At 56.7% G+C, this 26,989-nt stretch carries 18 protein-coding genes; 9 read left to right on the top strand and 9 right to left on the bottom strand.

The annotated features are described in order from the left end of the window. Window positions 1–528: 528 nt before the first annotated feature. From AC2CF9_RS07260 to AC2CF9_RS07250, 3 genes are all read left to right on the top strand, one after another. Window positions 529–930 carry an H-NS family histone-like protein gene (locus tag AC2CF9_RS07260; RefSeq protein WP_040113448.1) on the top strand — a complete coding sequence of 134 codons (402 nt, stop codon included), beginning with the start codon at window positions 529–531 and terminating at the stop codon, window positions 928–930. A gap of 219 nt (window positions 931–1,149) precedes the next feature. After that, the gene (locus AC2CF9_RS07255; RefSeq protein ID WP_484556636.1) at window positions 1,150–2,298 is read left to right on the top strand and encodes an amidohydrolase; all 1,149 of its coding nucleotides are present in this window, start codon (window positions 1,150–1,152) and stop codon (window positions 2,296–2,298) included. A gap of 518 nt (window positions 2,299–2,816) precedes the next feature. After that, on the top strand, window positions 2,817–6,545 hold the full coding sequence (locus AC2CF9_RS07250; RefSeq protein WP_484556635.1) for an FAD-dependent oxidoreductase: 3,729 nt from the start codon (window positions 2,817–2,819) through the stop codon (window positions 6,543–6,545). A 35-nt stretch (window positions 6,546–6,580) separates the two neighbouring features. On the opposite strand, the gene AC2CF9_RS07245 is transcribed toward AC2CF9_RS07250, so the two are convergent. Then, on the bottom strand, window positions 6,581–7,774 hold the full coding sequence (locus AC2CF9_RS07245; protein ID WP_484556634.1) for a glycoside hydrolase family 5 protein: 1,194 nt from the start codon (window positions 7,772–7,774) through the stop codon (window positions 6,581–6,583). 103 nt (window positions 7,775–7,877) lie between these two features. Then, window positions 7,878–8,765: a MurR/RpiR family transcriptional regulator gene (locus AC2CF9_RS07240; RefSeq protein WP_484556633.1), complete on the bottom strand. Its 888-nt coding sequence runs from the start codon at window positions 8,763–8,765 to the stop codon at window positions 7,878–7,880. A 363-nt stretch (window positions 8,766–9,128) separates the two neighbouring features. Here AC2CF9_RS07240 and AC2CF9_RS07235 point away from each other — a divergent pair, with 363 nt between their 5' ends. Both AC2CF9_RS07235 and AC2CF9_RS07230 read left to right on the top strand, forming a co-directional pair. Continuing rightward, entirely contained in the window at window positions 9,129–11,252 is a 2,124-nt protein-coding gene (locus tag AC2CF9_RS07235) for a TonB-dependent siderophore receptor (protein WP_484556632.1), read from the top strand. Then, window positions 11,242–12,369: an ABC transporter substrate-binding protein gene (locus tag AC2CF9_RS07230; RefSeq protein WP_484556631.1), complete on the top strand. Its 1,128-nt coding sequence runs from the start codon at window positions 11,242–11,244 to the stop codon at window positions 12,367–12,369. The genes AC2CF9_RS07235 and AC2CF9_RS07230 overlap by 11 nt, the downstream gene beginning before the upstream one ends. Before the next feature lie 2 nt (window positions 12,370–12,371). Here AC2CF9_RS07230 and AC2CF9_RS07225 read toward each other — a convergent pair whose 3' ends face one another. The 4 genes from AC2CF9_RS07225 to fdhF are packed head-to-tail and all read right to left on the bottom strand — an operon-like array spanning window position 12,372 to window position 18,144. Further along, complete coding sequence (locus AC2CF9_RS07225; RefSeq protein WP_484556630.1) at window positions 12,372–13,319, bottom strand: cytochrome d ubiquinol oxidase subunit II; 948 nt, start codon at window positions 13,317–13,319, stop codon at window positions 12,372–12,374. Window positions 13,320–13,326: 7 nt separating this feature from the next. Continuing rightward, on the bottom strand, window positions 13,327–14,694 hold the full coding sequence (locus AC2CF9_RS07220; RefSeq protein ID WP_484556629.1) for a cytochrome ubiquinol oxidase subunit I: 1,368 nt from the start codon (window positions 14,692–14,694) through the stop codon (window positions 13,327–13,329). Continuing rightward, window positions 14,687–15,172 carry a DUF1641 domain-containing protein gene (locus tag AC2CF9_RS07215; RefSeq protein ID WP_040113859.1) on the bottom strand — a complete coding sequence of 162 codons (486 nt, stop codon included), beginning with the start codon at window positions 15,170–15,172 and terminating at the stop codon, window positions 14,687–14,689. Before AC2CF9_RS07215 ends, AC2CF9_RS07220 begins: the two co-directional genes overlap by 8 nt. Further along, complete coding sequence (gene fdhF / locus AC2CF9_RS07210) at window positions 15,172–18,144, bottom strand: formate dehydrogenase subunit alpha (protein WP_484556651.1); 2,973 nt, start codon at window positions 18,142–18,144, stop codon at window positions 15,172–15,174. The genes AC2CF9_RS07215 and fdhF overlap by 1 nt, the downstream gene beginning before the upstream one ends. 303 nt (window positions 18,145–18,447) lie before the next feature. Between fdhF and AC2CF9_RS07205 the strand changes: the two genes are divergently transcribed. Continuing rightward, on the top strand, window positions 18,448–19,341 hold the full coding sequence (locus tag AC2CF9_RS07205; protein ID WP_484556628.1) for an SDR family oxidoreductase: 894 nt from the start codon (window positions 18,448–18,450) through the stop codon (window positions 19,339–19,341). Between the two features lie 76 nt (window positions 19,342–19,417). Next, the gene (locus AC2CF9_RS07200; protein WP_150017177.1) at window positions 19,418–21,232 is read left to right on the top strand and encodes a glycoside hydrolase family 15 protein; all 1,815 of its coding nucleotides are present in this window, start codon (window positions 19,418–19,420) and stop codon (window positions 21,230–21,232) included. A gap of 56 nt (window positions 21,233–21,288) precedes the next feature. Here the strand turns inward: AC2CF9_RS07200 and AC2CF9_RS07195 are convergent, their stop codons facing one another. Both AC2CF9_RS07195 and AC2CF9_RS07190 read right to left on the bottom strand, forming a co-directional pair. After that, entirely contained in the window at window positions 21,289–21,921 is a 633-nt protein-coding gene (locus AC2CF9_RS07195) for an alanyl-tRNA editing protein (RefSeq protein ID WP_484556627.1), read from the bottom strand. A 113-nt stretch (window positions 21,922–22,034) separates the two neighbouring features. Continuing rightward, complete coding sequence (locus tag AC2CF9_RS07190; protein ID WP_484556626.1) at window positions 22,035–22,742, bottom strand: OBAP family protein; 708 nt, start codon at window positions 22,740–22,742, stop codon at window positions 22,035–22,037. A 788-nt stretch (window positions 22,743–23,530) separates the two neighbouring features. Here AC2CF9_RS07190 and proP point away from each other — a divergent pair. Further along, a complete protein-coding gene (gene proP / locus AC2CF9_RS07185) occupies window positions 23,531–24,964 on the top strand; it encodes a glycine betaine/L-proline transporter ProP (protein ID WP_150016662.1) in 1,434 nt (477 codons plus the stop codon). A gap of 139 nt (window positions 24,965–25,103) precedes the next feature. Continuing rightward, window positions 25,104–26,381 (top strand): MFS transporter, encoded by a 1,278-nt coding sequence (locus tag AC2CF9_RS07180; RefSeq protein ID WP_150016663.1) that lies wholly within the window; start codon window positions 25,104–25,106, stop codon window positions 26,379–26,381. Between the two features lie 116 nt (window positions 26,382–26,497). On the opposite strand, the gene AC2CF9_RS07175 is transcribed toward AC2CF9_RS07180, so the two are convergent. Continuing rightward, the gene (locus tag AC2CF9_RS07175; protein WP_065647325.1) at window positions 26,498–26,707 is read right to left on the bottom strand and encodes a CsbD family protein; all 210 of its coding nucleotides are present in this window, start codon (window positions 26,705–26,707) and stop codon (window positions 26,498–26,500) included. Between the last annotated feature and the right edge of the window lie 282 nt (window positions 26,708–26,989).

Raw genomic sequence — 26,989 nt, 5'->3', positions numbered from 1 at the left:
GTAGGGGTCGCATTAATGCGACCCTGGCGTATTTATGCGACCCTGGGGTTAGGTGCGGAACGTGACCAGGGCGGCATAAATGCCGCCCCTACAGATGCCCCCCGTAGGGGTCGCATTAATGCGACCCTGGCGTATTTATGCGACCCTGGGGTTAGGGGCGGAACGTGACCAGGGCGGCATAAATGCCGCCCCTACAGATGCCCCCGCAGGAGTCGCATTAATGCGACCCTGGGGTTAGGTGCGGAACGTGACCAGGGCGGCATAAATGCCGCCCCTACAGATACCCCCGTAGGGGTCGCATTAATGCGACCCTGGGGTACTGCCTGTAGCGTGACCACTTTATAAAGTCTGATGTCCGTTAAATATTCAGTTTGCGGCTAATAAATTTTCGACGCCGGTGATAACTCAATGAGCCTGATAATTACGCGATACAGCGGATTTAACGCCCTGATGCATATTTTAATTTGAGAAAAAATATCGTAGAATGCGCGCTTTCAAATTTTCACATCAGTAATAAGGGTTATATTCATGAGCGATGCACTCAAGGCATTGAATAATCTTCGTACACTGCGTGCTCAGACGCGTGATATTGAAGTAGCGGTATTAAATGAGATGCTGGAAAAGCTCGCTGTGGTCGTTGCAGAACGCCGTGAAGAAGCTGAAGCAGATAATGCTGCTCAGCGCGAAAAAGCAGAAAAACTGGCGTTATACAAAGAGATGCTGATGAATGATGGCATTGACATTAGTGAACTTGCGCAATTAAACCAGGCAGAAACTAAACCTAAAGCTAAACGCGCGCCGCGTCCGGCCAAGTATAAATACACCGATGAAGAAGGTAATGAAAAGCAGTGGACCGGTCAGGGTCGTACGCCTTCTCCGATTAAGACCGCTATTGATGCCGGCGCATCGCTGGATGATTTTTTAATCTGATTAGCTGATACGCATATTTCCCAGCCTCATTTCTCCGGGGCTGGTTTCGCCACTCTTCCTGCCCTGTTTTATAAACCTGAACTGATAAGCCGCTGCTGTTATTTACCTATTGCAATATCATTGCGGGTATTGAGATATAGCGTCCCTCATTCTGCTGTTACCCTCCCCCGAATAACGTGCTGCACGCCGCGCAGCGTATTCGTGAGAAAGGAACAGACTATGTCGCCGTCAGAATTAACGCAGTTAACAGAACAGCTGGTCGCTTTCCGGCAAGAGCTGCACCGTTTCCCGGAACTGTCAAACCAGGAATTTGCCACCACACAACGCATTCGTCAGCAGCTGGAAGCGCATAATATCCGCATTCTGCCTCTGGCGCTGACAACCGGACTGGTCGCTGAAGTGGGTCCCGAAACCGGCCCGCTGGTCGTGCTGCGGGGCGATATTGATGCCTTACCGATTGAAGAGCACTCCGGGGTAGATTTTACTTCAGCGCATCCCGGCATCATGCACGCCTGCGGTCACGATTTTCACAGTGCGGCCATACTGGGCGCAGCCATTCTGCTCAAATCCCGCGAAGCGCAGCTGGCCGGCCGGGTGCGCTTTATTTTTCAGGCAGCAGAGGAGACGGGTGAAGGCGCACCCGCGGTGCTTGCCAGCGGTGCTCTGCAGGATGCGTTTGCCATATTTGGTCTCCATAACGATCCCTCTTTGCCGGCAGGTGTGGCGGGCAGCCGGGCGGGCGCCCTGACCGCCGCCGTTGACCGCTTTGCGCTACAGATTACCGGCACCGGCAGCCATGCCGCACACCCGCATCAGGGTAACGATCCTGTTGTGATTGCCGCGCAAATTGTCTCTGCAGTCCAGACGCTGATCAGCCGTAACACCCCTTCAGCAGAGAATGCTGTGTTCTCGATTACCCAGCTTCACAGCGGCAGCACGTGGAATGTTATTCCGGAAAGCGCATGGCTGGAAGGCACCGTGCGCACCTTTTCCGCCGCAGCACGCGAACGCATTGAACAGCGATTTCGTGAACTGGTAAAAGGTATCAGCGCAGCGTTTGCGGCTGAAATAGCAATCACTTGGCAGGCCGGGCCACCCGCAGTGGTAAATGATGCGCACTGGACAGCGTTCGCCCTGCAGCAGGCAGCGCTAAACGGGCTGGACGCACGTGAAATTGCTGCCACCCCGATTGGCGAAGATTTTGCTTACTATCAGCAGCACATACCCGGCGCATTTATCATGATTGGCACCGGTGAAGCCTGGCCTTTGCATCACCCTGCGTTTCGCATTAACGATGATGTGCTGTTGCCTGCAGCGCACTATCTTGCAGCGCTGGCCGATGCGGCTTTTGCTCAGCGGCCGGTTTAATGCGTAACGCAATTTTTTCTCTGAAGCATAATCAGAGCCGCAAAAAATTAAACCCAAAAGTGCTGTGTATAAAACCCACAGGCGCAATTATTATACCATTCAACATGTTGAACATAGCGGCAGCTTTTTTTCGGATTAAAAACGTGAAGCGGAAATCAAAAATCGTTGCGAACAAATTATCCTTCGCTGAGACATTACTTTTTTCATTTTTTTACTGTACCCGTTGATAAATAGCGTTATTCCCCGAAAAAAAAGATTAGCAGCGGTCAATAAAGCCAGGCATTCGCTGCCGCTTTGCTTTTTTTCCAGCAACTTCACAGGGTTGCTGAAATCCGTCAGCTGACTATAATTTCCACAAACAACATTTATAAGTTTTTACCGCTGCCCTGACGTTGTCGTGTAACCCGCTGGCAGCCTTTTTATTTATCCAGTCACAGCCCTGATTAATTTCAATTAAAGCTGGTCCTGTAATTTACTTTACAGGGCTGCTGTTTTGTCCTGTTTTCCAGGAGAATTAAATGTTGCCATTTTCCAGCTTCTGGCAGGCCGGTTTTGAAGGTGCCGATCATATTAATCCCGCCGGAATTGCTCTAGATATGAATGCAATCAATGCACACGACGTGCATATTGCAACGGATTATGCCGCGCTCGCTGCATTTAATATTCGTTCAGTGCGTGAAAGCGTGGGCTGGCGGCTGGCTGAGGCCGACCCACAGCGTACCTTTGCCCGTCTGACCCGCTGCATGCAGTCGGCCAGAGAGCAGGGTATTCAGGTGAACTGGACGCTGAGCCACTATGGCTGGCCGGACGATCTCACGCTGTTCTCGCCTGAGTTCGTGCCGCGTTTTGCGCGGTTCTGCCATCAGGTTGCGACCTGTCTGGCCGGGTTTTACCGTGACGTGCCCCCGGTTTACTCACCGGTTAATGAGCTCTCTTTTTTTGCCTGGGGCATTTCAGTGGGACTCTTTGGTGACAGCGCCGATAGCGACCCCGACGCCATTAAGCGTCAGCTGGTACGCGCTGCCCTGGCGGGCTGTGATGCCATCCTGGCCGTCGATCCGCGCGCACGTTTTCTGCACTGCGATCCTATTATCCACGTGGTGCCGGAGGATGAAAGCGAACACGCGCAGCAGCATGCCGCCGCTCTGACAGCCGCGCAGTATCAGGCGTGGGATATGCTGGCAGGGCTGCGTGAACCGGAGCTGGGCGGGTCGCCGCGCTATCTGGATCTGATCGGAGCCAACTATTATCACGATAACCAGTGGCTGGCGCAGACCGGCCAGCGGCTGGAGTGGCATCTGGACGATGCCCGGCGTATTCCGTTATCCGATATGCTTGCCCGTCTCACGGCGCGCTATCAGCGCCCCCTGCTGCTGGCAGAAACCAGCCACGTCGGCAGTGGCCGCGCGGCCTGGATGACCCATATCACCAGCCAGGTCGCGCAGGCGCAGCTGGCGGGCTGTGATATCCGCGGCATTTGCCTCTACCCGATTATCGATCGGCCTCTCTGGGAAGATCTTACGCACTGGCCGCATAGCGGCCTGTGGGATAGCGATTCGCAAAACGTTCGCCTGCTTAACCACGCTTATGCTGCCGCACTGCGGCAATCACAACGCGCACTCGCGCGTTTTCAGGGGTTTCTCACACCGGCCGCTGGGCCAAAGGAGTTCGTCATGAATCAATCTGTACTGGTGGTATTTAGTCATCTGCGCTGGGGATTTGTGTTTCAGCGGCCGCAGCATGTGCTTTCACGCCTGGCACAGCACCACCGGATTATTTTTATTGAAGAGCCGGTTTATCAGACGGGTGAAGCGGGATTACGCACCTCGCAGCCGGCGGCCAATGTCACCGTGGTCGAGCCGCATACGCCGATACACGCCCCCGGTTTTCATGACGATCAGATTGCGCTACTGCAGCCACTGCTCAGCAACCTGCTGGAGCCTGGCACTGAACCGCTGGTCTGGTTCTACACGCCAATGGCGCTGCCGCTGCTTAGCGCGTTTAACAGCCGTGGGATCATTTATGACTGTATGGATGAGCTCTCCGCGTTTGACCAGGCGCCGCGTCAGCTGCAGCAGCGCGAATCGGCCCTTCTGAGCCGTGCTGACCTGGTCTTTACCGGCGGACGCAGCCTGTATGAAGCGAAAAAAGATCGGCACGCCCGCGTTCACTGTTTTCCCAGCAGCGTGGATGCCGGGCATTTTGCACAGGCGCTCGACCGCAGCAACGGTCATCCGCTGCAGCAGTTTCTGCCTAAACCGCGCCTGGGCTACTACGGTGTGATTGATGAGCGCATGGATCTGCCGCTGGTCACCGCGCTGGCTGACGCGCACCCTGACTGGCAGATCATTATGGTGGGACCGGTGGTCAAGATCGATCCTGCGTCGCTGCCGCAGCGCAAAAACCTGCACTGGTTCGGACAGCAGCCTTATGCCGCCCTGCCGCAGTTTCTGGCGGGCTGGGATGTCTGCCTGATGCCGTTCGCACTGAATGCCTCCACGCGCTTTATCAGCCCGACAAAGGTTCTGGAGTATATGGCCGCGCAGCTGCCGATTGTCAGCACAGCGATCGCTGACGTGGCGCGCCAGTATGCTGACGTCGTGACAATAGCAGATTCGCAGGAAGCCTTTATTCAGGGCTGCGAACACGCTCTGCGCCAGACAGCTGAACGGCGTCATATGCAGGCTGAAGCGATGGCTGCCGTGGTGGCCGCGACGTCCTGGGATAATACGGTGGCGCAGATGCAGCAGCACCTCAGCGCCATTAAGCGTCAGCCCGCGCAGCCTGCGACGCAGGCCGCTGCACCTGCTGAACGCACGCAGCCGGTCACGCTGCATCCGGTTGAGTGCCTGATCCTCGGCGCAGGACCTACCGGCCTGAGTGCCGGTTATCATTACGGCAAAGGAGCCGTCGTACTGGAAAAAAATGAATCGCCAGGCGGCTGGTGCCGGTCAATAGAAGACAAGGGCTTTACCTTCGACTATGCCGGTCACATCATGTTCTCCAACGATCCCTACGTGCTGGAGTTGTACGATCTGCTGCTGGGTGAGAATCAGCACTGGCAGATGCGGGAAGCCTGGGTCTATAGCCACGATGTCTATACGCGCTATCCGTTCCAGTCAGCGCTGCACGGCCTGCCGGCGGAGGTGATTAGTGAATGTGTGCTGGGCGCGATTGAAGCGCGCTACGGTGCCGCAGAAAACGATACCGCCATACTGCCCGGCGCAGACGCATCGCGCGACTGCTGTGCTGACGGCGTGGTAGCGGATGAGAGCTGCATTACTGAACAGCGCGACAGTGAAGATTTTGAACATTTTATCTATCGCGTCTGGGGCAAAGGCATCGCCCGTCATTTTGCCGTTCCCTATAACCGTAAGCTATGGAAAACGCCGCTTGCCAGTATGGAGACCTCATGGCTGGGCGGTCGCGTACCTCTGCCGGATCTGGCACAAATCGTCAGTGGTGCACTTGCACCGCTGGAGAAACCGGTTGGACCCAATGCGCGCTTCGGCTATCCGCTGCGCGGCGGCTTTCAGGCGCTGATGAACGGTTTCCTGCCTCATCTTAGCTGTACGCTGGAGACCGGAACGGCGGTAGCGGAGATTCAGCCACAGTCGCGCAGCGTTACGCTCAGCGACGGCCGGCATCTGCAGTATGACCAGCTCATCAGCACGCTGCCCTTACCGGAACTGGTGCGTCTGATGGGCGCCCGCGCGCCGCAGGCGGTACAGCAGGCCGCTTCTCAGCTACGTCATACCTCTGTGTGCTGCGTTAATCTTGGTATCGGACGTCCGGCGATCAGTGAAAAGCACTGGATCTACTATCCGGGAGACACGCTGTTCCACCGCATCTTCCTGCAGGGTAATGCCAGCCCGCACTGTAATCCTCCGGGCGGATTCGGTCTGACTTGTGAAATCACCTGGCGTGACGATCAGCCGCTGCCCTGTGAGGGTGAAGCGCTGATCCAGCGCTGTATCGATGACTGTATCCGGGTAGGCATTATCAATGAGGATGATGTGATCCTTACCAGCAGCATCGTAAACATGCCGTACGCCTATGTTGTTTACGATCACGCGCGCAGTGCCAACGTGGCGCTGATCCGTAGCTGGCTGGCTACGCAAAGTATCCATCTGGCCGGGCGCTACAGCGAATGGGAGTATTACAATTCGGATCACGCTTTCCTGGCGGGCAAGCGGGTAGCAGAGAGCGTGAAAGATCTGCTCAGCAATCGCAAAACTATCGCCTGAGGCGGGGCGTGCCGGGCCGCATGGCCCGGCACACCTTACTGAGCGGCCAGACGCTTGCGTATCGGCTCAAACTCTTTTGTGGCGCTGCGCGGCAGGGTATCGGGCAGATTTTTCTCTGCCGCCTGCCAGTAACGCCACGGCACCTTCTGACGACCCAGCTCATAATCCATGCCGTCCCAGCTATCTTCACGAAAGCTGTAGAACGCCCAGTGCGCGTCATGGCTGTCGAGCACCGTCAGCACATCTTCCAGGTAGCGGGTGCAACCGGCCAGCGTGCGCACGCAGCCAAACTCGCTAATCACCAGCTGCCGCTTATCGATTCCGTTACGTGCGGCCCAGTCAAAAGGGCGTGCCAGATAGTCCGCGATACGCGCCGCATCCCACTGCTGCATATCCTCGCCGAAAGGGACGTAACCCGGATAGGGCCAGGGTTTTTTACGCCGGGCGTTGGGTGCGCTGGTCGCAGCATAGGGTTCATACATGTGCACGCTGTAAAGTATGCGCGTGTCGTGCAGCGCCTCAGGCCAGTAGTCAAATGCATCGGCGGCTGCATACCAGCCGCTGTCGACCATTATCGGTGTGACGGCATCTGCTTCACGAATAGCGGCTATCAGCGCGGCATAAAACGCCGGCAGATCGCGGCTTCCGCCACGCTGCTGCTGATACCAGCGCGCCATCGCCTCGCTGCTGGCGTGCTCTGCCAGCCCGCCATTTTTTTCCGGCGCGGGCTCATTGATCAGGTTATAGGCGGCGATAGCGGGATGATGGCGCAGAGCAGCAGCCAGGTCGCGCCAGTAGCGCACGCTGGCATCCCACCAGGCTTTATCCTGCCAGAGCCGATCGTCAAATGTCCCCTCGTTATTCTGCGCCCAGCGCATGCCGGGCAGAGAGAGAGGCGTAATCACCACGCGCAGGCCCGCCGCCCAGGCGCGGTCGAGGGTGAGGATAAGCGTCTGCAGATCGCCGGCGTCCAGTCCGCGATACTCATCTGCGTTACCCAGCAAAAAATCGCGTTGCTGCGTGGGCCACTTATCCCAGGAGAGGCGTACCCAGCTGGCACCGTAGTCATGCAGGGCTTTAAAATATGCGCTGTCAGGTGGCAGCCGGTTAAAACTGTTGGCCCCGTGCCGCGATGCTGACCAGAACGCCATGGCGTCAGCCGCTCTGCTAACCGGGCTGGTCAGAACGAGTGTTGAAAACAGGATAATAGTTGTCAGAAATGCACGCATAAAAACCCCTTCTTTTGCCTGCATTTATAGCGATAAAACCGCACCGCCGGGTGTTATTTTTCGTGAATTTTGCGCGCGCCAGACGTTCACGATCGGTTCACACTTAGCGTTTAGTGCCGGGCTTAAGCGATCGGTTTAGCTCCTGAATCCGCTTCATGGTTTTCACCGTGCGTCCGGCATTGACTGAGGCAACCGACAGGATAAGCATTTCAAGACAGACCAGTACGGTCCCGTGCAGCGGCATACGGCCTCCCTCCCCGCCGCGGGGTACATTGATCACGATATCTGCCTCGCGCGCAAAGGCAGACTCCATCGCGTGCGTCAGCAGAATGACAGGAATACCCAGCCTTCTCGCCTCCTTCAGCGCCGTGATCCCTTCACGATGCGCCGATTTCTGCGCCATCATTAGCAGCACATCACCACGCTGCAGGCTCAGCAACTGCTCTGCCAGCGCAATACCGGTGCGGTTCAGGGTTGTGGCGGGCAGCCCGATACGGCTGAACATACGGGCGCTGTAGTCTGCAAGAATACCTGAGGCGTTGATGCCAAAGAGGGTAACCTGACGCGCTTCGCTCAGCAGCGCTACCGCCTGTGCCACCGCCTGACGGTTTTCGGGCTGTGCCAGCGCGTGACACGCCTGCTGGTGTCCCAGCAGAACAAAATCGATGCTGGCATTAATATCGCAGGCCAGTTCGCTAACGGTCGCGCTCATCTTTGCCGCAGAGTTAATGGCCGGCCCCGCCCACTCCGCCAGCGTGAGCTTAAGATCGCGCAGGCCCGTAAAGCCCAGCGCCTGTACGGCACGGATCACCGTGGCATCAGACGTACCCGTTGCGGTGGCAATATCGATAGCCGTCGCTTCCGCCACGCTCTCACGATGCGCATCAATATAGCGGGCTACCGTCTGCAAACGGGGAGAGAGGCTGGCGATACGTGCCCGGCAGCGATCGCCAAAAATATCTGTCCGGACACCATTTTTTTTCAGCGCCATGTCCTGAGCCTCATAGCATTACCCGCTGTGAAAGGCGGATTTTTTGTAGTGGATAGCCACATGATAATGAAGCATGCCATATTCACTTTACTCACAGAAAACGTAATCTCTTTATCAACAATTAGTTAAAACATTGATAATAATAAATATTTTCCAGGAATCAATAATTAAGCAGATTCCGGTTAACTGTAGTATTACCTGCATTATATCCGTTTACTACTACATCCTTTCATGTTTGAATGATTCTCAATTACATTCAAGCCTGCATTATGGCCTCTGAATGATTATTCTGCCTGCCCGCACGCGGCAGGTTTTGCTGATGGCTTTATGACGGAACATTCCGTCTTTACCAGGTTTGCTGACATGCTTATTTCTTCTACTTTTGTGCCAAAGGCATTACGCCCTGCCTTATATGTTGCGCTGCAGGGGCTTATCCCCGTCTCCGTTACGGCAAATGCCGCAGAGCAGGAAACCACGCTGATGGTTCAGGCTGATAGTGAAACCGCGTCCGGCTACAGCGCCGGCAGCAGCACCGTTAGCAGCAAACTGCCCGTTGCGCGGCTTGATGAGGTCCAGTCAGTCAGCATCGTAACGCCGCAACAGCTGGAGGATTACCAGGTAAGCCGCCTGGCGGAGGCGATGCGCTTTGTCAGCGGCGTAAGCGAAGGTAATACGCTGGCAGGCACAGAAGATGGCTTTGTGCGCCGCGGGTTTGGCGGCAACAGCGACGGCTCTGTCTATCGCGATGGCATACGCAGCAGTCAGGGCCTCAATGTCAACGCAGCAACGGAGCGGGTTGAAGTACTGAAAGGATCCGCTTCACTGCTCTACGGCATCCAGAATCCGGGCGGCGTCATCAATATCATCAGCAAAAAACCGCTTTATGAGTGGCGTACCGCGCTGAGCGGCCGGACCGCCAGCAGCGGCGGCGGCAGCGGTACGTTCGATATCACCGGACCACTGGATAACGGTTTTGCTTTCCGTCTGGTCGCAGAGCAGCAGAACCGGGATTACTGGCGTAATTTTGGCCGTGATAAACACCGGCTGATCGCACCCTCGCTGCAGTGGTATGGCGAGAAAGCCAGCTTTCTGCTGAGTTACGAAGATTACCAGTATGATATTCCTTACGATCGCGGTACGGCGTTTATCCATAACCGCCCGGTTGATATCGGCTACAGAGATCGGCTGGATGATAAAGCTGGCCACGCCTGGGGCCATAATAAAACGCTTAACACCCACTACGACTGGCAGTTCAGTGACGACTGGAGCACGCGTGTGACGCTGGGCTGGAACCAGCGTCAGTATGATAATAATGAAGTGCGCGTTACCGCCATCGATCCGGACAGCGGGGTTGTGACGCGTCGCGCTGACGCCAATCGCGGTTTTAACCATCAGACAAAATATATCGCCTGGGATCTGACCGGTACGCAGCAGCTTGCCGGCATGACGCACACGCTGGTAGCGGGCACCGATTATGAGATGAATCAGACCTTGCGGGCGCGGCAGTATCAGGGCAAAGCGAATCGCGGGTTTACGCTTGCCGGGCCGCATTACGATCTGCTTGCGCCGGTCACGGATGCCACTACCGAGCGCCGCGCAAATGCCCGGCTGCTGAACCGCATTCACAGCCGTTCGCTTTACGCCAAAGATAGCGTAGCGATCAACGATCGCTGGACCCTGGTCGCAGGCGGCCGCTATCAGCATTATGAACAGCGCGCCTCAAAGGGATCCGACCCTATCGTGCAGACGCTGGAGAGCAGCGGCAACAAATTTTTGCCGCAGGCAGGCGCGATCTACAAACTCACGCCGGATATCTCGCTCTATACCAGCGTCAGCAAATCGTTCACCCCCTCAACCGAGGTGGATGATGCGGGACGGGTGGGCAAACCTGAACAGGGCACCAGCTGGGAAGCGGGCAGCAAGTGGCAAATCACGCCAACGCTGTTTGCCAGCCTGGCGCTTTACCGCATTGATGAGCGCGATATGTCACTCAGCATCAATGGCACCACGCGCACCATCAATCGGGCGCGATCCACAGGCGCAGAAGCGGAGCTGAACGGGGAAGTGGCTGCCGGCTGGGAGATCAGCGCCAGTTATAGCTATGATAAAGCGGAGATCACTGACGATGGCGTAAACAGGGCCAATAACGGCAACCGGCTGCAGAACGCTCCCCGTCACGCCGGAGCGCTTTGGTTAACCCACACGCTGGCGCTGCCCGGCATTCCGGGTGATTTCCGCATCGGGGGTGGCGCCCGCTATGTCGGTGCACGTGCAGGCGATCCGGAGAACAGCTTTACTTTGCCTGACTATACGGTAGCCGACACCTTTATTGCCTGGAACAGTACCCTTTCCGGGCAAAAAACCCGGCTTCAGCTGAACCTGAACAACCTGTTTGATAAACACTACTACACCTCCAGCGGTGGCAACCTGCGCGTACGTGAAGGCGAGACCCGTAATCTGGTGGCGGAGGCGAGCATTGCGTTCTGATTCACTCTTTTTCGCCAGCCTGTTGCTGTTAGCCGGGCTGTTGCTAAGCCCGCTGGCGCAGGCAAAAACGCTCACCGATATTGACGGCCATTCGGTGACAATACCCGACAGCCCGCAGCGCATTGTGCTCGGCGAGAGCCGTATGCTTTACACGCTGGCGCTGCTGGCGCCTGATAATCCGCTGCAGCACATTGTGGGCTGGCCACGCGATCTGCAGAAATATGATGCGCAGATGTGGCGCAGCTTTGCGCGGCGTTTTCCGCAAATTGAGGCGGTTCCGTCACTGGGCAGCGGTGGCCCGGCGGCGATTAACCCGGAGCAGATTATTGCGCTGCGTCCCGACGTCGTCATTTTACCCAGCCTGGCACGCTATGATGATGCTGATGCGCGTCTGCTCGCGGTACTGCAGGCGGCACATATTCCGGTCGTGAAGATCGATCTGCGCGTTCAGCTGCTGAAGAATACCCGACGCAGCGTGGAGATCCTGGGTGAGGTTATTAACCAGCAGGCGCGGGCAGCCGCATTTAACCGGTTTTATGCCGCTCATATGCGGGTCATTGAGGAGCGGCTTGCTGATTTTCACGGTGCGCGCCCTGAAGTACTGCTGCACCTCCATCTGGGACGCCGCAATGAGTGCTGCGTGACGGCAATCAACGGCAGTCTGGGCGAACTTCTGCGCCTGGCCGGAGGCGACAACATCGCCGCCCGTACCCGGCAGGGCGTGTTTGCCCGCCTGAGTGAAGAGAGCGTGATTGCCGCGCAGCCTGACTACTACTTTGCTACCGGTTTTAGCGACAATCAGAGCAGCGGCCGGCTGAAGCTTGGGCCAGAGATCGCGCCTGACGTTGCGCTGCAGAGTTTTCAGCAGCTGACCGGACAGCAAAAAGGGCTGCGCGGGCTGAAAGCGCTGCATAATGGTCAGGCGGGCGCGCTGTGGATGAATTTTTATCTCAGCCCGTGGCACGTCGTTGCAGCAGAATTTATGGCTAAAACGCTCTATCCGCAGCGTTTCGCTGACGTCGATCCTCAGCAGACGCTGGAAACGCTGTTTCGCGATTTTTTACGCATGCCGCTGCAGGGAACCTGGTTTATGCGTATACCCGCAGACCAGCCGTAAACTTAGCGCTGATGGCGGCGTTTGAATACCCAAAAGGACCAGCTGTGGTAGGCCAGCGTCAGCGGCAGGAAAATCAGCATGCCGGTCAGCACCACGCCCTGCGTCACCGGCGACGAGGCCTCTTCCTGAATACGCAGCTGAAACGGCAGCAGCCACGGATAGAGGCCGAACGCCAGAGCGGTGACCACTGCGCCGATAAGCAGCAGCGTTGTCATCAGCAGCGCCACCATCGCTTCGCGCCAGAGTAATATGGCCTGAAGCACAATCAGCAGCGGGATCGCGATCAGAATAAGCCGGCCAGGTTCGCGCTGCCAGCTTAACTGCCATAGCGTCGGCTCCAGCAGTATCACGCCTGTCAGACATATCACCGTGCAGGTCCATACCAGCACGGCAAGTGACCGGGCGCGTTCTCCCGCCGCCTCACCCAGACGCCAGCAGACCCAGCAGCAGCCCATCAGCAGATCGACCGCTACCACGCCGGCGCCACACAGCAGCGGTGCCAGCGAGAGATCGATAATAATTCCGGCGGGCGGACGCGAAACCAGAATCAGACCGCTTATCCAGCCGGGCAGAAAGGCTGCCACCAGCGAACTGGCTATCATCAGACGGTCAAGCCAGGCGCGCCATGCCGTACTCACCTGTGCGCGATACGCCAGCGCCAGCGCGCGCAGAAACAGCGCCAGCAGCAGCAGAAATACCGGCACCATCATCGTCTGCAGCAGCAGACTATAGAGCGCAGGAAATAGCGCCAGCATCCCCCCGGCCATCAGCACCAGCCAGGTCTCGTTAGCATCCCATAGCGGCAGCAGACTGTGTGCCATCCACTGCCGCTGCTGTGGCGTGTCAAAAGCGTAAAACAGCATGCCCACGCCAAGATCGGTGCCATCCAGCGCCAGATACATCAGCAGTGAAAAAATCAGCACGGCGGCAGAGAGATCGGCAAGCATCATCGGCTCCTCAGGCTGGTGTTTCGACGCGTTCGGCGGCCACGTCGGGATCGTCAGGCAGCGGTGCGTTGATCTGACGCACCAAATAGAGCAGGCCAGCCGCAAAACCCAGCGTATAGACCAGCACGATAGCGATAAAAATGACCAGCGTACTGCTGAGCGACAGCGGCGACAGGCTGTCAGCAGTACGCAGTACGCCATAAACTGTCCAGGGCTGACGTCCCATTTCAGTAACCACCCAGCCAGCCAGTAGCGCCAGAAACCCGGCAGGCGACATCAGCGTCAGCAGACGCAGCAGCCGCGGCGAATGATATAAACGGCCGCGCCAGCACTGCAGGTTGGCTGCCAGGCTGACCACCAGCATCAGCACGCCGCATCCCACCATCAGGCGAAACGCAAAAAATACCGGTAATACGGGCGGCAGCGCCTCTGCCGGAAACTCGCTCAGGCTTTTAATATGCCCGCTGAGGTTGTGACGCAGGTAGAGGGAGCCGATCGCCGGGATCGCCAGTTCAGCGTGATTGCGCTGCGCCTGCTGATCCGGAATGGCAAACAGCCGCAGCGGCTCTCCTTCACCCGGCGGCGGGGCGTGCCAGCTTCCCTCGATGGCAGCCAGCTTGGCCGGTTGCCAGGTGCGCGTATTTTCACCGTGCAGATCGCCCACTACAATCTGCGCCGGTACCGCCAGTAGCGCTACCGTCAGCGCGCTGCGCAGCATCAGACGGCTGGCCGCTTCATCCGGCTGACGGCGTAAGCGCCATGCCGCTACGCCGCCCAGCAGGAAACTGACGCTTATTGCCGAGGCGAGCAGCATATGAGCCAGACGCCAGCCAAAGGAGGGAGCGGCGAGCAGCGTCCACGCGCTGTCGGGCAGCAGACGACCATCATCGGTCAGATGAAAATCAACCGGCGTCTGCATCCAGGAGTTAGCCGCAAGGATCCAGAACGCGCTCAGCACGGCGCCCAGCGCCACAAAACAGGTCACGGTGAAATGGACGCCAGGCTTAACCCGATCAAAGCCAAACAGCATCACGCCGGTCAGCGCGGACTCCAGAAAAAAGGCGATAAGTACTTCATACAGCATCAGCGGGCCTATCACCCCGCCCGCGCGTGACGCCAGCCCGGACCAGTGCGTACCGAACTGAAATTCCATAACGACGCCAGAGACAGTGCCGATAGCCACCGTCAGGGCAAAAATTTTGATCCAGAACTGCAGCGCCTGCCGCGCTTCAGGGCGCTTCCCCCATAGCCAGCGCGCTTCAAACCAGACCAGGAAAGGCGCCAGGCCCAGCGTCAGTGCTGCCAGCGTAATGTGCATGCCCATGGTCAGCGCAAACTGACCACGGGCAATCAGCAGCACCCACTCCTGACTATTCACGGGTCGGCTTACCGCTATAGCGGGTAATCGGGGTCTCTTCCTCTTTCTGCATCTCGCGCGAAAAAACTTCCAGCGCCGACAGCAGCGGACGCACACCCTGCCACAGGTCTTCATCATTCAGCAGTTTCATCACGCCTCTGATGCCGGGCGCAGCTTTCTCCTGCTGAACAGACTCGCTCGCCGGCTTCATCGCGACCAGCGCATCGCGCAGCGCCAGCAGCACATGATTAAACCGTTCGGGCGGGATAGTACTCAGCATCATAAACAGCAGCGAAATGTTCTGGATGGCGTTCTGAGTACCGGGGCGATTCAGCCCGCCAGCAAGGATTTTACCGATGTCGTTGTTCGCTTTAACCACGTCATTAGCGAGACGCAGAAAGCCGTGCTGATGCAGATTCTCCAGTAGCGTATTGAGTGACTCCTGCGCGGTGGGTTCAGTGCGCGCAGGTTCAGGCTGGTAGTCCAGCGGTTCGGCCATTAGCTTTTCTCCGGGTGCGAAACATGTTCAGGGGGCAAACGGTACTCCGGCTGCTGCCATTTCACCTCCACCGGCAGATGATCCAGCGGCGTGCGCTGACCGTGACGGAAGTTATGTAACGGCAGCGGATGCGGCTGAGGCTGACGCGCCAGTTTGCGCAGGCTAACGGCAATCTCTTTGTAAGCCGGGGTATTTACATCCGGGTCGTGGTGGTTACCGGTCAGACCATTGACGCCGGGTTTGCCATAGTGAATCGGGATAAACAGCACGTTGCCTGCGGCACGATCGGTCACTACCACGGGCACTTCCAGCGCGCCGCGCCGCGAGCGGATCTCAACCCAGTCACCCTCCTGCAGCTGGCGCGCTTCCGCCAGCTGCGGCGAAATCTCCACAAACCAGTTGGGTGACAGCGACATGATCCGTCCGCCCTGCCCGGTCTGATTTGTGGACTGGAAATGCTCCAGCATGCGGCCATTATTCAGCAACAGATCGTACTCTGCGTCCGGCTGCTCTTCTGGTGGCTGCCACTCAAGCGCATAAAGACGCGCTTTACCATCCGGAAACGCAAATGCGTCGGTATAGAGCAGCGGCGTGCTGCTGCCATCGGCTTTCACCGGCCAGAGCTGTGACTGCCAGCCCACCAGCTGTTCATAGCTCACACCGGCAAACAGATCCGCAATGCCCGCCGCCTCCGCCATGATGGCGCCGGGGTTTGGATAGCGCCAGTGATGCCCGAGACGCGCGGCGAGATCGGTCAGAATCTGCCAGTCAGGCCGGCTTTCACCCAGCGGAGCAAACGCCGGGGAAAAATGCTGTATACGGCGCTCGGTATTGACGAATGTGCCCTCTTTTTCCAGGCTCGGACAGCCGGGCAGCACCACGTCGGCGTAGCGCGCGGTTTTACTCATAAAAATGTCCTGCACCACCATAAAATCGAGCTGGCTGAACGCTTCATCCACTTTGGTGGAGTTAGCGTCTGAAAAGGCGGTATCTTCGCCGATGATGTACATTGCGCGCAGCCGCTTATCGTGGGCGTGCTCAATCATCAGGAAGTTATCCAGCCCCTCTTCGTCAGAGAGCGCTTCCGGCGCAACCTGCCAGGCGCGCGCCCACTTCTCGCGCACCGCATCGTCCGTTACGCTTTCATAGCCGGGGTAAACATTGCTCAGACAGCCAAAGTCGCTGGCCCCCTGCACGTTATTATGGCCGCGCATCGGGTAGCCACCGGTGCCGGGGCGGCCATAGTTGCCGGTTACCAGCAGCAGGTTAGAGAGTGCCGTGCTGGCATCGGCGCCGTGGCTGTGCTGCGTGATCCCCATCGCCCAGAGAATACAGGCGCTGTTTGCCTGGCCGATCATCTCTGCTGCCTCGGTGAGGGCCTCTACGCTCAGACCGGTTACGTCACTCGCCATCTCAAGCGTAAACGGCGCGAGCGAGGCGCGGTAGGCGTCAACATCATTGACCCGCTCAGAGAGAAAAGTCTCATCTGCGTAGTGATGATCGAACATATATTTCGCCATCGCAGAGGCCCAGACCATATCCGTACCAGGCCGGATACGCAGATAGCAGTCGGCGCGCTCCGCCATCTCATGCTTACGCGGGTCCACCACCAGCAGTTTCTGCCCGCGGTGTTTATGGCTCTGTTTAATGTGCGAGGCGAATACCGGATGGTTTTCTGCCAGATTACTGCCCACGGTGATAATCAGATCGGTCTGCTGCAGATCGCGCAGCGTGCCGGCATCACCGCCATAGCCCACGGTGCGGAACAGCCCCTGGGTAGCCGGGTTCTGGCAATAGCGTGAAGAGTTATCGACATTGTTAGTGCCAAAAATCAGGCGCGCGATCTTTTGTGTCAGATAGGCCTCTTCATTGCTGGCTTTACTGGAGCCAATAAACCCAATCGCAGCGCCGCCGTGCTGATGCGCCACGGCACGCAGCCCTTCCGCCACCCGGTTCAGCGCCTCTTCCCAGCTGGCAGGCCGGAATGCTCCGTTTTCCCGGATAAGTGGCGTGGTCAGGCGGTTCGGGCTGTTAACAAAATCCCAGCCAAATTTGCCTTTTACGCAGGTGGAGATGCCGTTTACCGGCGCCTCAGCGACCGGCTGGACTTTCAGGATATGGCGATCGCGCGTCCAGACCTCAAAGCTGCAGCCAACGCCGCAGTAGGTGCAGACCGTTTTGGTTTTTTTTATTTCCGTTTTGCGCAAAGCATCATCAATCAGTGAGATGCCGGTTATCGGCTCCATGCCGATGCTCTTCTCCATTTTTTTGATGGCATCAATAAACGGTCGCTTTAAATCCTCATCCATGCGGGTAAAGGGACCGGCATCGGGCTGCATGGTTTTTTCTAAAAGCGCGTTACACGGGCAAACCGTGACGCAGTGACCGCAGCTGACACAGCTCGATCCGGCAATCTCCGTGCCGCCATCCCACAATACGCGCGGGTGTTCTGCGCTGTAGTCAATTGAGAGTGTCTCATTGACCTCTATGTTCTGGCACGCCTCAACGCAGCGACCGCAGAGAATGCACTGGTCGGGATCGTAGGTATAAAACGGATTGCTGTGATCTTTATTGTAGGGTTTACGTTCGTAGGGATAGAACTGAATCGGCATGTGCATGTCGGCTACCGCGTTATGCAGCGTGCAGTCGCCGGTATTGTGCTCGCACACCGTGCAGTAAAGTTCATGGCGATTCAGAATACGATCCATGCCTTCCTGTTGTGCAGTAGCCAGCTCTGCGCCTTCACTGACCACCTGCAAGCCTTCATACGTCCGCAGGGTACAGCCACGCACCTGCTCTCCGTCAGCCCTGACCCAGCAGACATCGCAGCTTTGCAGCGGCGGCAGCGCCGGGTGATAGCAGACGTGCGGCAGTTTTTTTCCCTGCTGCTGCAGAAAATCGATCAGCGGTTGATCCGCTGCGCCACTCAGCCGTTCCCCGTTATAAATAATGGTACAGAGTGCTTCGCTCATTTTCGCCTCGTTGACGACAGTGCTCATTATGTTTATCCCGGAAAAAAGCCGGGAATTTATTAAAGTTATTCAATGAGCTTAGAGCTAATTTTCTGCTCTGCAATGTTGCCGACTCGCTTATTTTCTAAATGTGGACTAAGAGGGGGTAAATAATCATTACGTTAGTGAAATTGTAAGGAAAAATAACTTTCTCTACTGCGTGGATATTGCACAAATAAAATTCATTCGTAATTTTTTTACGTGACAAATATCACATCTCTGCCAGGCTTATTTTCTACACGTTCACTGTACAAGGAGCCCGTTATGAATTCGTTCACTAACAAAACGCTAATCGCTAATGAATATCCGCAACCGCCGTTTAACACGCCGTCGCAGGATTTCCCCGGCTTAGCCAGTAAGATGGATCCGCGTCCCGACCACGGTGAAACAAGCTATCGCGGTTCAGGCCGCCTGACCGGACGTAAAGCGCTAATCACCGGCGGCGATTCAGGTATTGGCCGCGCCGTGGCTATCGCTTACGCTCGTGAAGGTGCGGACGTTGCCATTAACTACCTGCCTGCTGAAGAATCAGACGCACAGGAAGTGGTTAAAATGATTGAAGCCGAAGGACGCAAAGCTGTTGCGATTCCGGGCGACATCCGTTCTGAGTCGTTTTGCCAGCAGCTGGTAAAAGAAGCCGCTGAAAAACTCGATGGCCTGGATATTTTGGTTAATAACGCTGGACGTCAGCAGTTTAATGAATCTATTCGCACGCTCTCAACGGAAGACTTTGACGCAACATTTAAGACCAACGTTTATGCGATGTTCTGGATCACTAAAGCCGCGCTGGAATATCTGCCAGAGGGCGCCTCTATTATAAATACCTCTTCCGTTCAGGCTTATGAGCCAAGCGCTATTCTGCTTGATTATGCGCAGACCAAAGCCTCAATTGCCGCCTTTACTAAAGCGCTGGCTAAACAGCTGGCGGAACAGAAGATTCGCGTTAACGCTGTGGCACCGGGTCCATACTGGACGCCGCTTCAGGCATGCGGTGGTCAGCCGGAAGAGAAACTGCAGCAGTTTGGTTCCGGTGCACCGATGGGGCGTCCGGGTCAGCCGGTGGAAATCGCGCCGCTCTATGTCACCTTTGCTGAAAACCTGAACGGCTTTACTTCCGGCCAGGTATGGTGCTCAGACGGCGGTACCGGCACGCTGTAATAGCACATTCTGCCCGATATCAGCGTGGCTGCCCCTGTGGCAGCCACGCTGTCGTTTCAGCTGACAGGGAAGCACGATGAATAATCAGATTTTGCAGTCGCCGATGCGCGAGGAAGGGTTTGCGCGCCTCGGAGATTACGCTGCCATCGGGGAAGGCCGTTCCGTTGCGCTTATCGCACCGGATGGAGCAATCGACTGGTGGTGTGCACCTAATCTTGACTCCGCCCCGCTGTTTGACCGCCTGCTCGATCCGGAGATTGGCGGGTTTTTCCAGATTGTGCCTGCCGCCCCCTTCCGCACCGAACGCGCTTATCGCGCGGACAGTAACGTGCTGGAAACCACCTTTATCACCGCAGAGGGTTCAGTCCTGCTGACTGAATCATTAAACAGCACCCTGGCCGGTCGTCTGCCGTGGAGTGAGCTGGCGCGGCGCGTTGAAGGGATTGAAGGCCACGTTGAGCTGACGCTGACGTTACGCTTTGGCACGCTGGCTGAGACCTGCTCGCCGTGGCGGGACTGCACTGAACAGGGCGATGTTTATCATATTGCCGATCTGATGGCGATGCTGCGCACCAGTGACGCGTGGCATATTACGCAGCGGGACGATGAACGTATCGCTGCCACGCTCAAAACCTCGCCCGGCAGTCATGCGCTGGTTGCCCTGCTGGTCACCGAGCGCGAACCGCTGGCGGTGCCGGATTTACGCGCTATCGATACCCGTATTGAAACCAGCCACACCGCCTGGTGCGACTGGACGCGCAGCCTGAGTTATCAGGGGCGCTATGAAAAGCACGTGCGGCGTTCGGCGCTGTCGCTGAAATTTCTCTGGTACTCTCCTACCGGCGCGCTGGCGGCGGCGGCCACGACTTCCCTGCCGGAAGGTATCGGCGGCGAAAAAAATTATGACTATCGCTATGCGTGGGTACGCGACGCCTGCCTGATTATTAAGTCGTTTGTGTTTCTGGGCGCGCTGGAAGATTGTAAGGCCGCTTTCTCATGGCTGTCGAAAACGATTATCCGTCACGGCACCGCGCTGCGCGCCTGCTATACGCTTGAAGGGGATGAAGTTCCGGCTGAATCTTATCCGCCGCTGCGGGGTTACCATCATTCACAGCCGGTACGCATCGGCAATAACGCGCGCGATCAGCTTCAGCTCAGTATGTATGGCGACATGCTCGCCACCGCCGATCTGTTTATACAGGCTGGTCACATTCTCGATCTCTCTACCTCGCGCATGCTGGGTGAGCTGGCGAATCACTGCGCTGATTCATGGCGTCAGCAGGATTGCGGGATCTGGGAGCTGCCCGACCAGCATCACTATACGCATTCCAAAATGGCCTGCTGGCTGGCGCTGGATCGCGCCGTGGCGCTGGCAGAGGCGAAACATATTGAGCCGACCTGGCTTGAGCGCTGGCAGCGCGAACGCGATCGCATCAGCGAGTGGGTGGAGGCGCACTGCTGGAGCGAAGCCAGACAGGCTTATCTCTTCTACCCGGACAGCGAAGATAAACTGGATGCGGCGCTGGCGCTGATGCACCGTTACGGCAACCAGGTGAATCCTGAACGCATGCGCGCGACCTATCGCGCTATCCGTCAGGATCTGGGACACAACAGCGCAATGGTTTATCGCTACTCCGGTGTGGAACAGGAGGAGAGTACCTTTATTGCCTGCTCTTTCTGGCTGGTAGAAGCGCTGGCCGCGCTGGGTGATATTCCACAGGCAGAGCAGGCGATGGAGGAGATCCTCGACAAACTTTGTCAGCGTGGCAACGTTGAAACCTTTAATGAGATGTTCGATGTCCGCACTGATGAGTGGCGCGGCAACATGCCGCAGGGGCTGAGCCATCTGGCGCTGATTTGCGCGGCGCAGTCGCTGACGGATCACGGCTGAGAAACGGCTAACGCCGCAGGCATGAGGGCGGGAACGGAGTCCCCCCCTGATGCCGCTTAGTGGCTCAGGCTATACTGTACCGTGAGCTCACCCTTCTTTTCTTTCACTTTGCCAATCACAATCTCACCGATCTCTCCGGTGCTGAGCACATGCGTGCCGCCGCAGGCATAGGGAGTCAGCTCACCCCAGCTCACCATACGTTTTCCCGCCTCTTCACCCAGCACGCGGGGATAGTTGCCCGCCACCAGCGCGGCAGCCCGCTGCATCAGCACCTCTGCTGTAACCGGCTGAGTCTGATCCAGCGCCGTAAAAACAATGCGCCCTTCCCCTGGCCGGTGGTTGGCTTTATATCCACGCCAGCCCAATGACTCTCCCGCATAAGCGATCAAATGACCCGCGGAGTGGTAACGCGAGTGCAGCGCGCGCAGCTCGCCATCCACCACCAGCTCCGCCTCGCCCGGTTCAACCGGCCGATCGGTATAGTGTGCGACATCGTCGCCCTCCTGCAGCGCCTGCAGCATCGCTGCGCCGGCAAGGGTTCCGCGATCGGAGGGCTGTCCGCCACCCTGCGGATGAAACAGCGTTTCACTGAGTATGAGACGAAAGCGGCCATCATCCTGCGGTTCACAGCGTAATACACGGGTGGTAAGCGTCAGCTGGTCGCTGGTGAAATAACGTTTGAGCGTCATAATGCGTCTGGTTCCTTACGGCAGAGAAAAACGATCTCTCTTTTTAACCTGGTTCGGGGGCGGCAGGCGAAAAAAATCCGCAGCGCTGACGCTGCGGACAGATTTTATGGCGATCAGTGCGCCTGATGTACGCGCTGGCAGTTATCAGCGCCTGCGGCCACCGGATGCGCGTCGAGATCGGCACGCGCCGCACGAATTTTCTGCGTGTCGACGCCAAAGCGCTGGTCGCGATCGCGCAGCAGCGCCGGGTTCATCTCTCCGTCGGCGGTAAAGCCCATCATCAGCGCTGGCTCGCCCAGCGGCAGGGTTTTGTCGCGGTCAGTATGCCAGGTGTGCCAGGTTTTTCCGTAGGTATTGACGATTTTGCCCATCAGCGCATGTTCAGCGGCGTCCGGGATGCCCGGCGCAATCAGAGAGCCTGATTTCACTTCATAGCGGTGGCTGTGCCAGTACTTCTTCTCGCCCGCCGGAAGCTGCTTAAACAGCCGCTCGCTGATGATATATTCAACGCCCATCAGCTTGGCATCTTTTTTATTGCCGTCGAAGATCACCGCCTGCATCACATCATCGTTGAGGATCGTGACATAGTGATGCGCTTCCATCTGTCCCTGTTTATCACCACAGTAGTAGTGAAATCCATCCAGATAGGTGTTAATGGCATCAATCGGCGGGCGCGACTGCAGTGCGGCCGCGCCGCTCTCCAGCAGCGCGGTTTTACTCGCCACGGGCGCACCGGGAGCGTTGACCGGTGACGCACTGTTATTTGCGCCGCATCCTGACAGCAATAATACGGTGAATCCACTCACTATAAGATTACGCATAGAGCATCCTTTTATTCTTTGAGTCATAACCATAGTTAATATGAATCAGGATGCCAGCGCAGCGGCGCAAACTATTACGTTACTGATTGCCTGACAAAAAAACAGCCACCGCCGCAGAGAATTAACCAGAAACCTGTTTTATTACGCCTCAGGCGGCCAACTACGCAGGCGTGAATAATACTTAGCACTTCCCTCTTCTGTTATCAGCAGGATATCAGCCTGAACCGGAATTTTTATATGTCAGATGACTCCTCTGTGGCCGTACGCCTCATGCATGCCTGACGCTGCGTCATGACGACGGAGTAATCGGGGTGCCGGGTCCGGTGCTGGCCAATCCTGCCGCTATTCGCTATGCGGTTACGTGACTGTTTGTTGCGGTCAAAATCACTTAAGTGACAACGTCACATCTGAAACAGTAGCGGAGTTCTGACAGAAATTGACATAGCGACCGTAAGCGGCGTTTTTTTATACTCTGGTATATCGCAGAGTGATAACCACTGTTTACGATATATCTGCCTGGGTATTTTCCCTGTCCAGCATAATATTGCGTTAACCCGACGGATATTCGGCATTAACACGATAAGCTGTTATCCCGCCGGCTGGCTTTTTGACAGTTCTTTACTTCAGCGCTACGCTTATCGCCAGTGATATAGGTCGCAAAGTTGCGTAAAGAAAAATTATCTCCTAAGGTGTCCGCCTTTCGGCCTCTTATAGCTTTCTTTTCCACTCCGCAATAACCGGCTGCGAAAGCTATAAGATCGCTTTTATTTCATTGTCAAAGGAAGCCTATGAGCACTGAAACAGTAAATAAACCCGATCTGACCGTTGATGATATTACCGTCATCGACAATAAACTTTTAAAACGCGCCGTCGGCGCTGCTGCTCTCGGAAATACCATGGAGTGGTTCGATTTTGGTGTTTACAGCTATCTGGCCGTGATTATTGGTCAGGTTTTCTTCCCCGATGCCAGTAACACCGCGCAGCTTATCGCTTCATTCGGTACCTTTGCCGCCGCATTCCTCGTGCGCCCGATTGGCGGTATGGTGTTCGGACCGCTGGGCGATCGCTTCGGCCGTCAGAAAGTCCTCGCCTTTACCATGGTGATGATGTCCATCGGCACCTTCTGCATTGGCCTGATCCCGAGCTACGCCAGTATCGGCATTGCGGCGCCGATCCTGCTGCTGGTAGCCCGTCTGGTTCAGGGATTCTCAACCGGCGGCGAATATGGTGGTGCGGCAACCTTTATTGCCGAATATTCAACCGATAAGCGCCGCGGGTTTATGGGCAGCTTCCTGGAGTTTGGTACGCTGGCGGGCTATCTGCTGGGTGCCAGCCTGGTAACCGGGATGATTGCGTACCTGCCGCATGATGAGATGATGTCGTGGGGCTGGCGTATACCGTTCTTTCTCGCGGCACCACTTGGTCTGTTTGGTCTCTATATTCGCCTGAAGCTGGAAGAGACGCCGGCATTTAAAGACCATATGGATCAGCGTGAAGAGATGGAGCATAACAAGCCGCCGCTGACGCTCTGGCAGATGCTGCGTACCCAGAGCAAACCGCTGCTGAAGTGTATCGGGCTGGTGCTGCTGTTCAACGTCTCCAACTATATGCTGACCGCGTATATGCCGAGCTACCTTACCGGGATCCTCGGCCTGAGCGAACTCTCCGGCCTGCTGCTGGTGATGGTGGTGATGTTTATCATGATGCCACTGACGCTGATGTGGGGTTACTTTACCGATCGTCTCGGCCGTAAACCGGTTATCGGCTTTGGCGCGCTGGGCCTGATTGTGCTGGCTATCCCTGCGTTTATGCTGCTGGGTACCGGTAATATGTACTGGGTTTTTGCCGGACTGGCGATCCTTGGTCTGCTGCATACCTGCTTCAGCGGCACCATGCCTGCCACCCTGCCGGCACTCTTTGTCACCGATATCCGTTACAGCGCGCTGGCGATTGGCTTCAACCTTTCGGTCTCACTGTTTGGTGGCACCACGCCATTAATCACAGCCTGGCTGGTGGATACCACGCACAACAAAATGATGCCTGCTTACTACATGATGGGCGCCGGGATTATCGGCCTGCTGACGGTGCTGACGCTGAGCGAAACGGCGCGTAAACCGCTGAAAGGGTCATCACCTGCGGTCGCCACCCGTGCGGAAGCGCATCGCCTGATTGACAAACTGCGCCGGCAGCGCAAACACAAAAAGCAGCAAAAACCTGCCTGATACGCTGTCACGCTGGCCACCTTCGGGTGGCCTTTTTTTGCCTGCAATTGCGTGCGCCTCACAGACACCGCGTTGAAATCTATGCCTTAATGCCGCTTTACGGCTCTCTTCTCCACGCTTTTATCTATAAGGATAGGCTATGCCTGCTCAGATGATGCCAGCGCATCGACGTATTATCGTCGCCGGTTCGGTTGGCAATTTTATCGAATGGTATGAATTTGCCGTTTATGGCTTTATGGCCCCGATTATTGCCAGGCACTTTTTCCAGCTGCCGGATGAGCGTGCCGGCACCAGTATCATCCTGACCTGGGCCGCCTTTGCCGTGGCGTTCTTTTTCCGTCCGCTCGGCGCGATTATTTTTGGCCGGCTGGGCGATCGTCACGGACGTAAACCGGTGCTTATCGGCGTACTGATCATGATGACGCTGGTGACGGCTGCTATCGGGCTGGTGCCGGACTATGCGGCTATCGGTCTTGCCGCGCCGTTAATGCTGACGCTGTTGCGGATTCTGCAGGGCCTGTTTGCCGGTGGCGAGTATGGCGGCGCGGTGTCGCTGATGACGGAAGCCGCCCCGCCAGGCAAACGGGGCCTGTATGGAGCATGGCAGTCGCTAACGGTGGCGTGCGGCCTGCTGGCCGGTGCGGCGACCGTCGCGCTGATTCCGCTGCTTATCGGTGAAGAGGCGATGTTCGCCTGGGGATGGCGACTGCCGTTTTTGCTGGCGCTGCCGCTGGGAGGCGCTGCACTCTGGCTGCGGGCCGGGCTGGATGAGTCGCCGCAGTTTAACGCTGCGCGGCAGGCTCCGGCGCCGGAACGCGCTTCTTTCACCGCCACATTACGCGCCATCGCGCTTGCCATCAGCCGCCTGATGGTCTGGTCAGCCGCGGGCTACACCTATCTGGTGATCATGCCAACCTATCTGCAAACCACGCTGCATACCGGCTTTAATCAGGCGCTGCTGATTGCCGTGATCTCAAACCTCGGTTTTGCCGCCACTATTCTGCCCGCCGGCTGGCTGAGCGATCGTATCGGCAGGCGTACCCTTATGCTGGTTGCCACCTTTATGCTGCTGATCTTCGCCCTTCCGCTGCTTGGGGTGTTGCAAAATCCCGCTTCCGGATTATTGACGAAAGCGCTGGTGGTCTTTGTGGCTGGTGCGCTGGTCGGCATGCTGGCAGGCCCGGGACCCGCCATGCTGGCAGAGATGTTTCCCACGCGGGTGCGGTACACCGGCCTGGGTTTCGCCTATGCCCTCTCAAACGCGTTATTTTCCGGCTGCGCCGGGCTGATTATTTCAGGGCTGATTAAACAGACCGGAAATCCGGATATTCCGGCGTGGTATGTGATGATTACCGCACTGATTAGCTTTGTCGCGCTGCTGAGTTTAAATAAAGACGACCATAAGCGGCCATTATAATAACGACTGACGAGCGCCGGCGCAGAAATAACAGCGGAAGAGAAATAAACGTAGCGGGAAAAGGGCGATGAGCTGAAACAAAATATCCCGGCACGGACGTGCCGGGAAGCTGAGACTTACCAGTGATACTTGTTGCTATCTTCCCAGTCTTTCAGCTCTTTTTCTGCCTGGTCTTTACCGTAGCCGTAGCGTTCCTGAATGCGGCCCAGCAGCTGATCGCGTTTGCCGTCGGCAACGTCCATATCGTCGTCAGTCAGCTGACCCCATTTCTCTTTCACTTTTCCTTTGAACTGCTTCCAGTTTCCACTGATGCGATCTTCGTTCATAAGTGCTCTCCTGTTTGACGGTGAAAGCCGTCTGGCTTTATTGGCGCATCGCTTACATGCGTAACCATAACCGTAGCCTATGACGGCAAAAAATAAATGTTTTGCCGCACAAATCGGAAAATTTACTTCTGCAACGACTTTACGGCGCGTCAGGACTTATATTTCCAAATATAGGCTATGATTTTCAGGGTACTCAGCACTTTACCTGAGACCTTTCTTCATTACCGGGGTGATTAGTCTTTTATTTCATAGAGTAAATGATTTCGGGAATGCGAATCGCTT

This window comes from Pantoea sp. SYBGC1, assembly GCF_057197005.1.
Note: the sequence above shows the minus strand (reverse complement) of the source record. Positions and strands in the feature narration are given on the sequence as shown.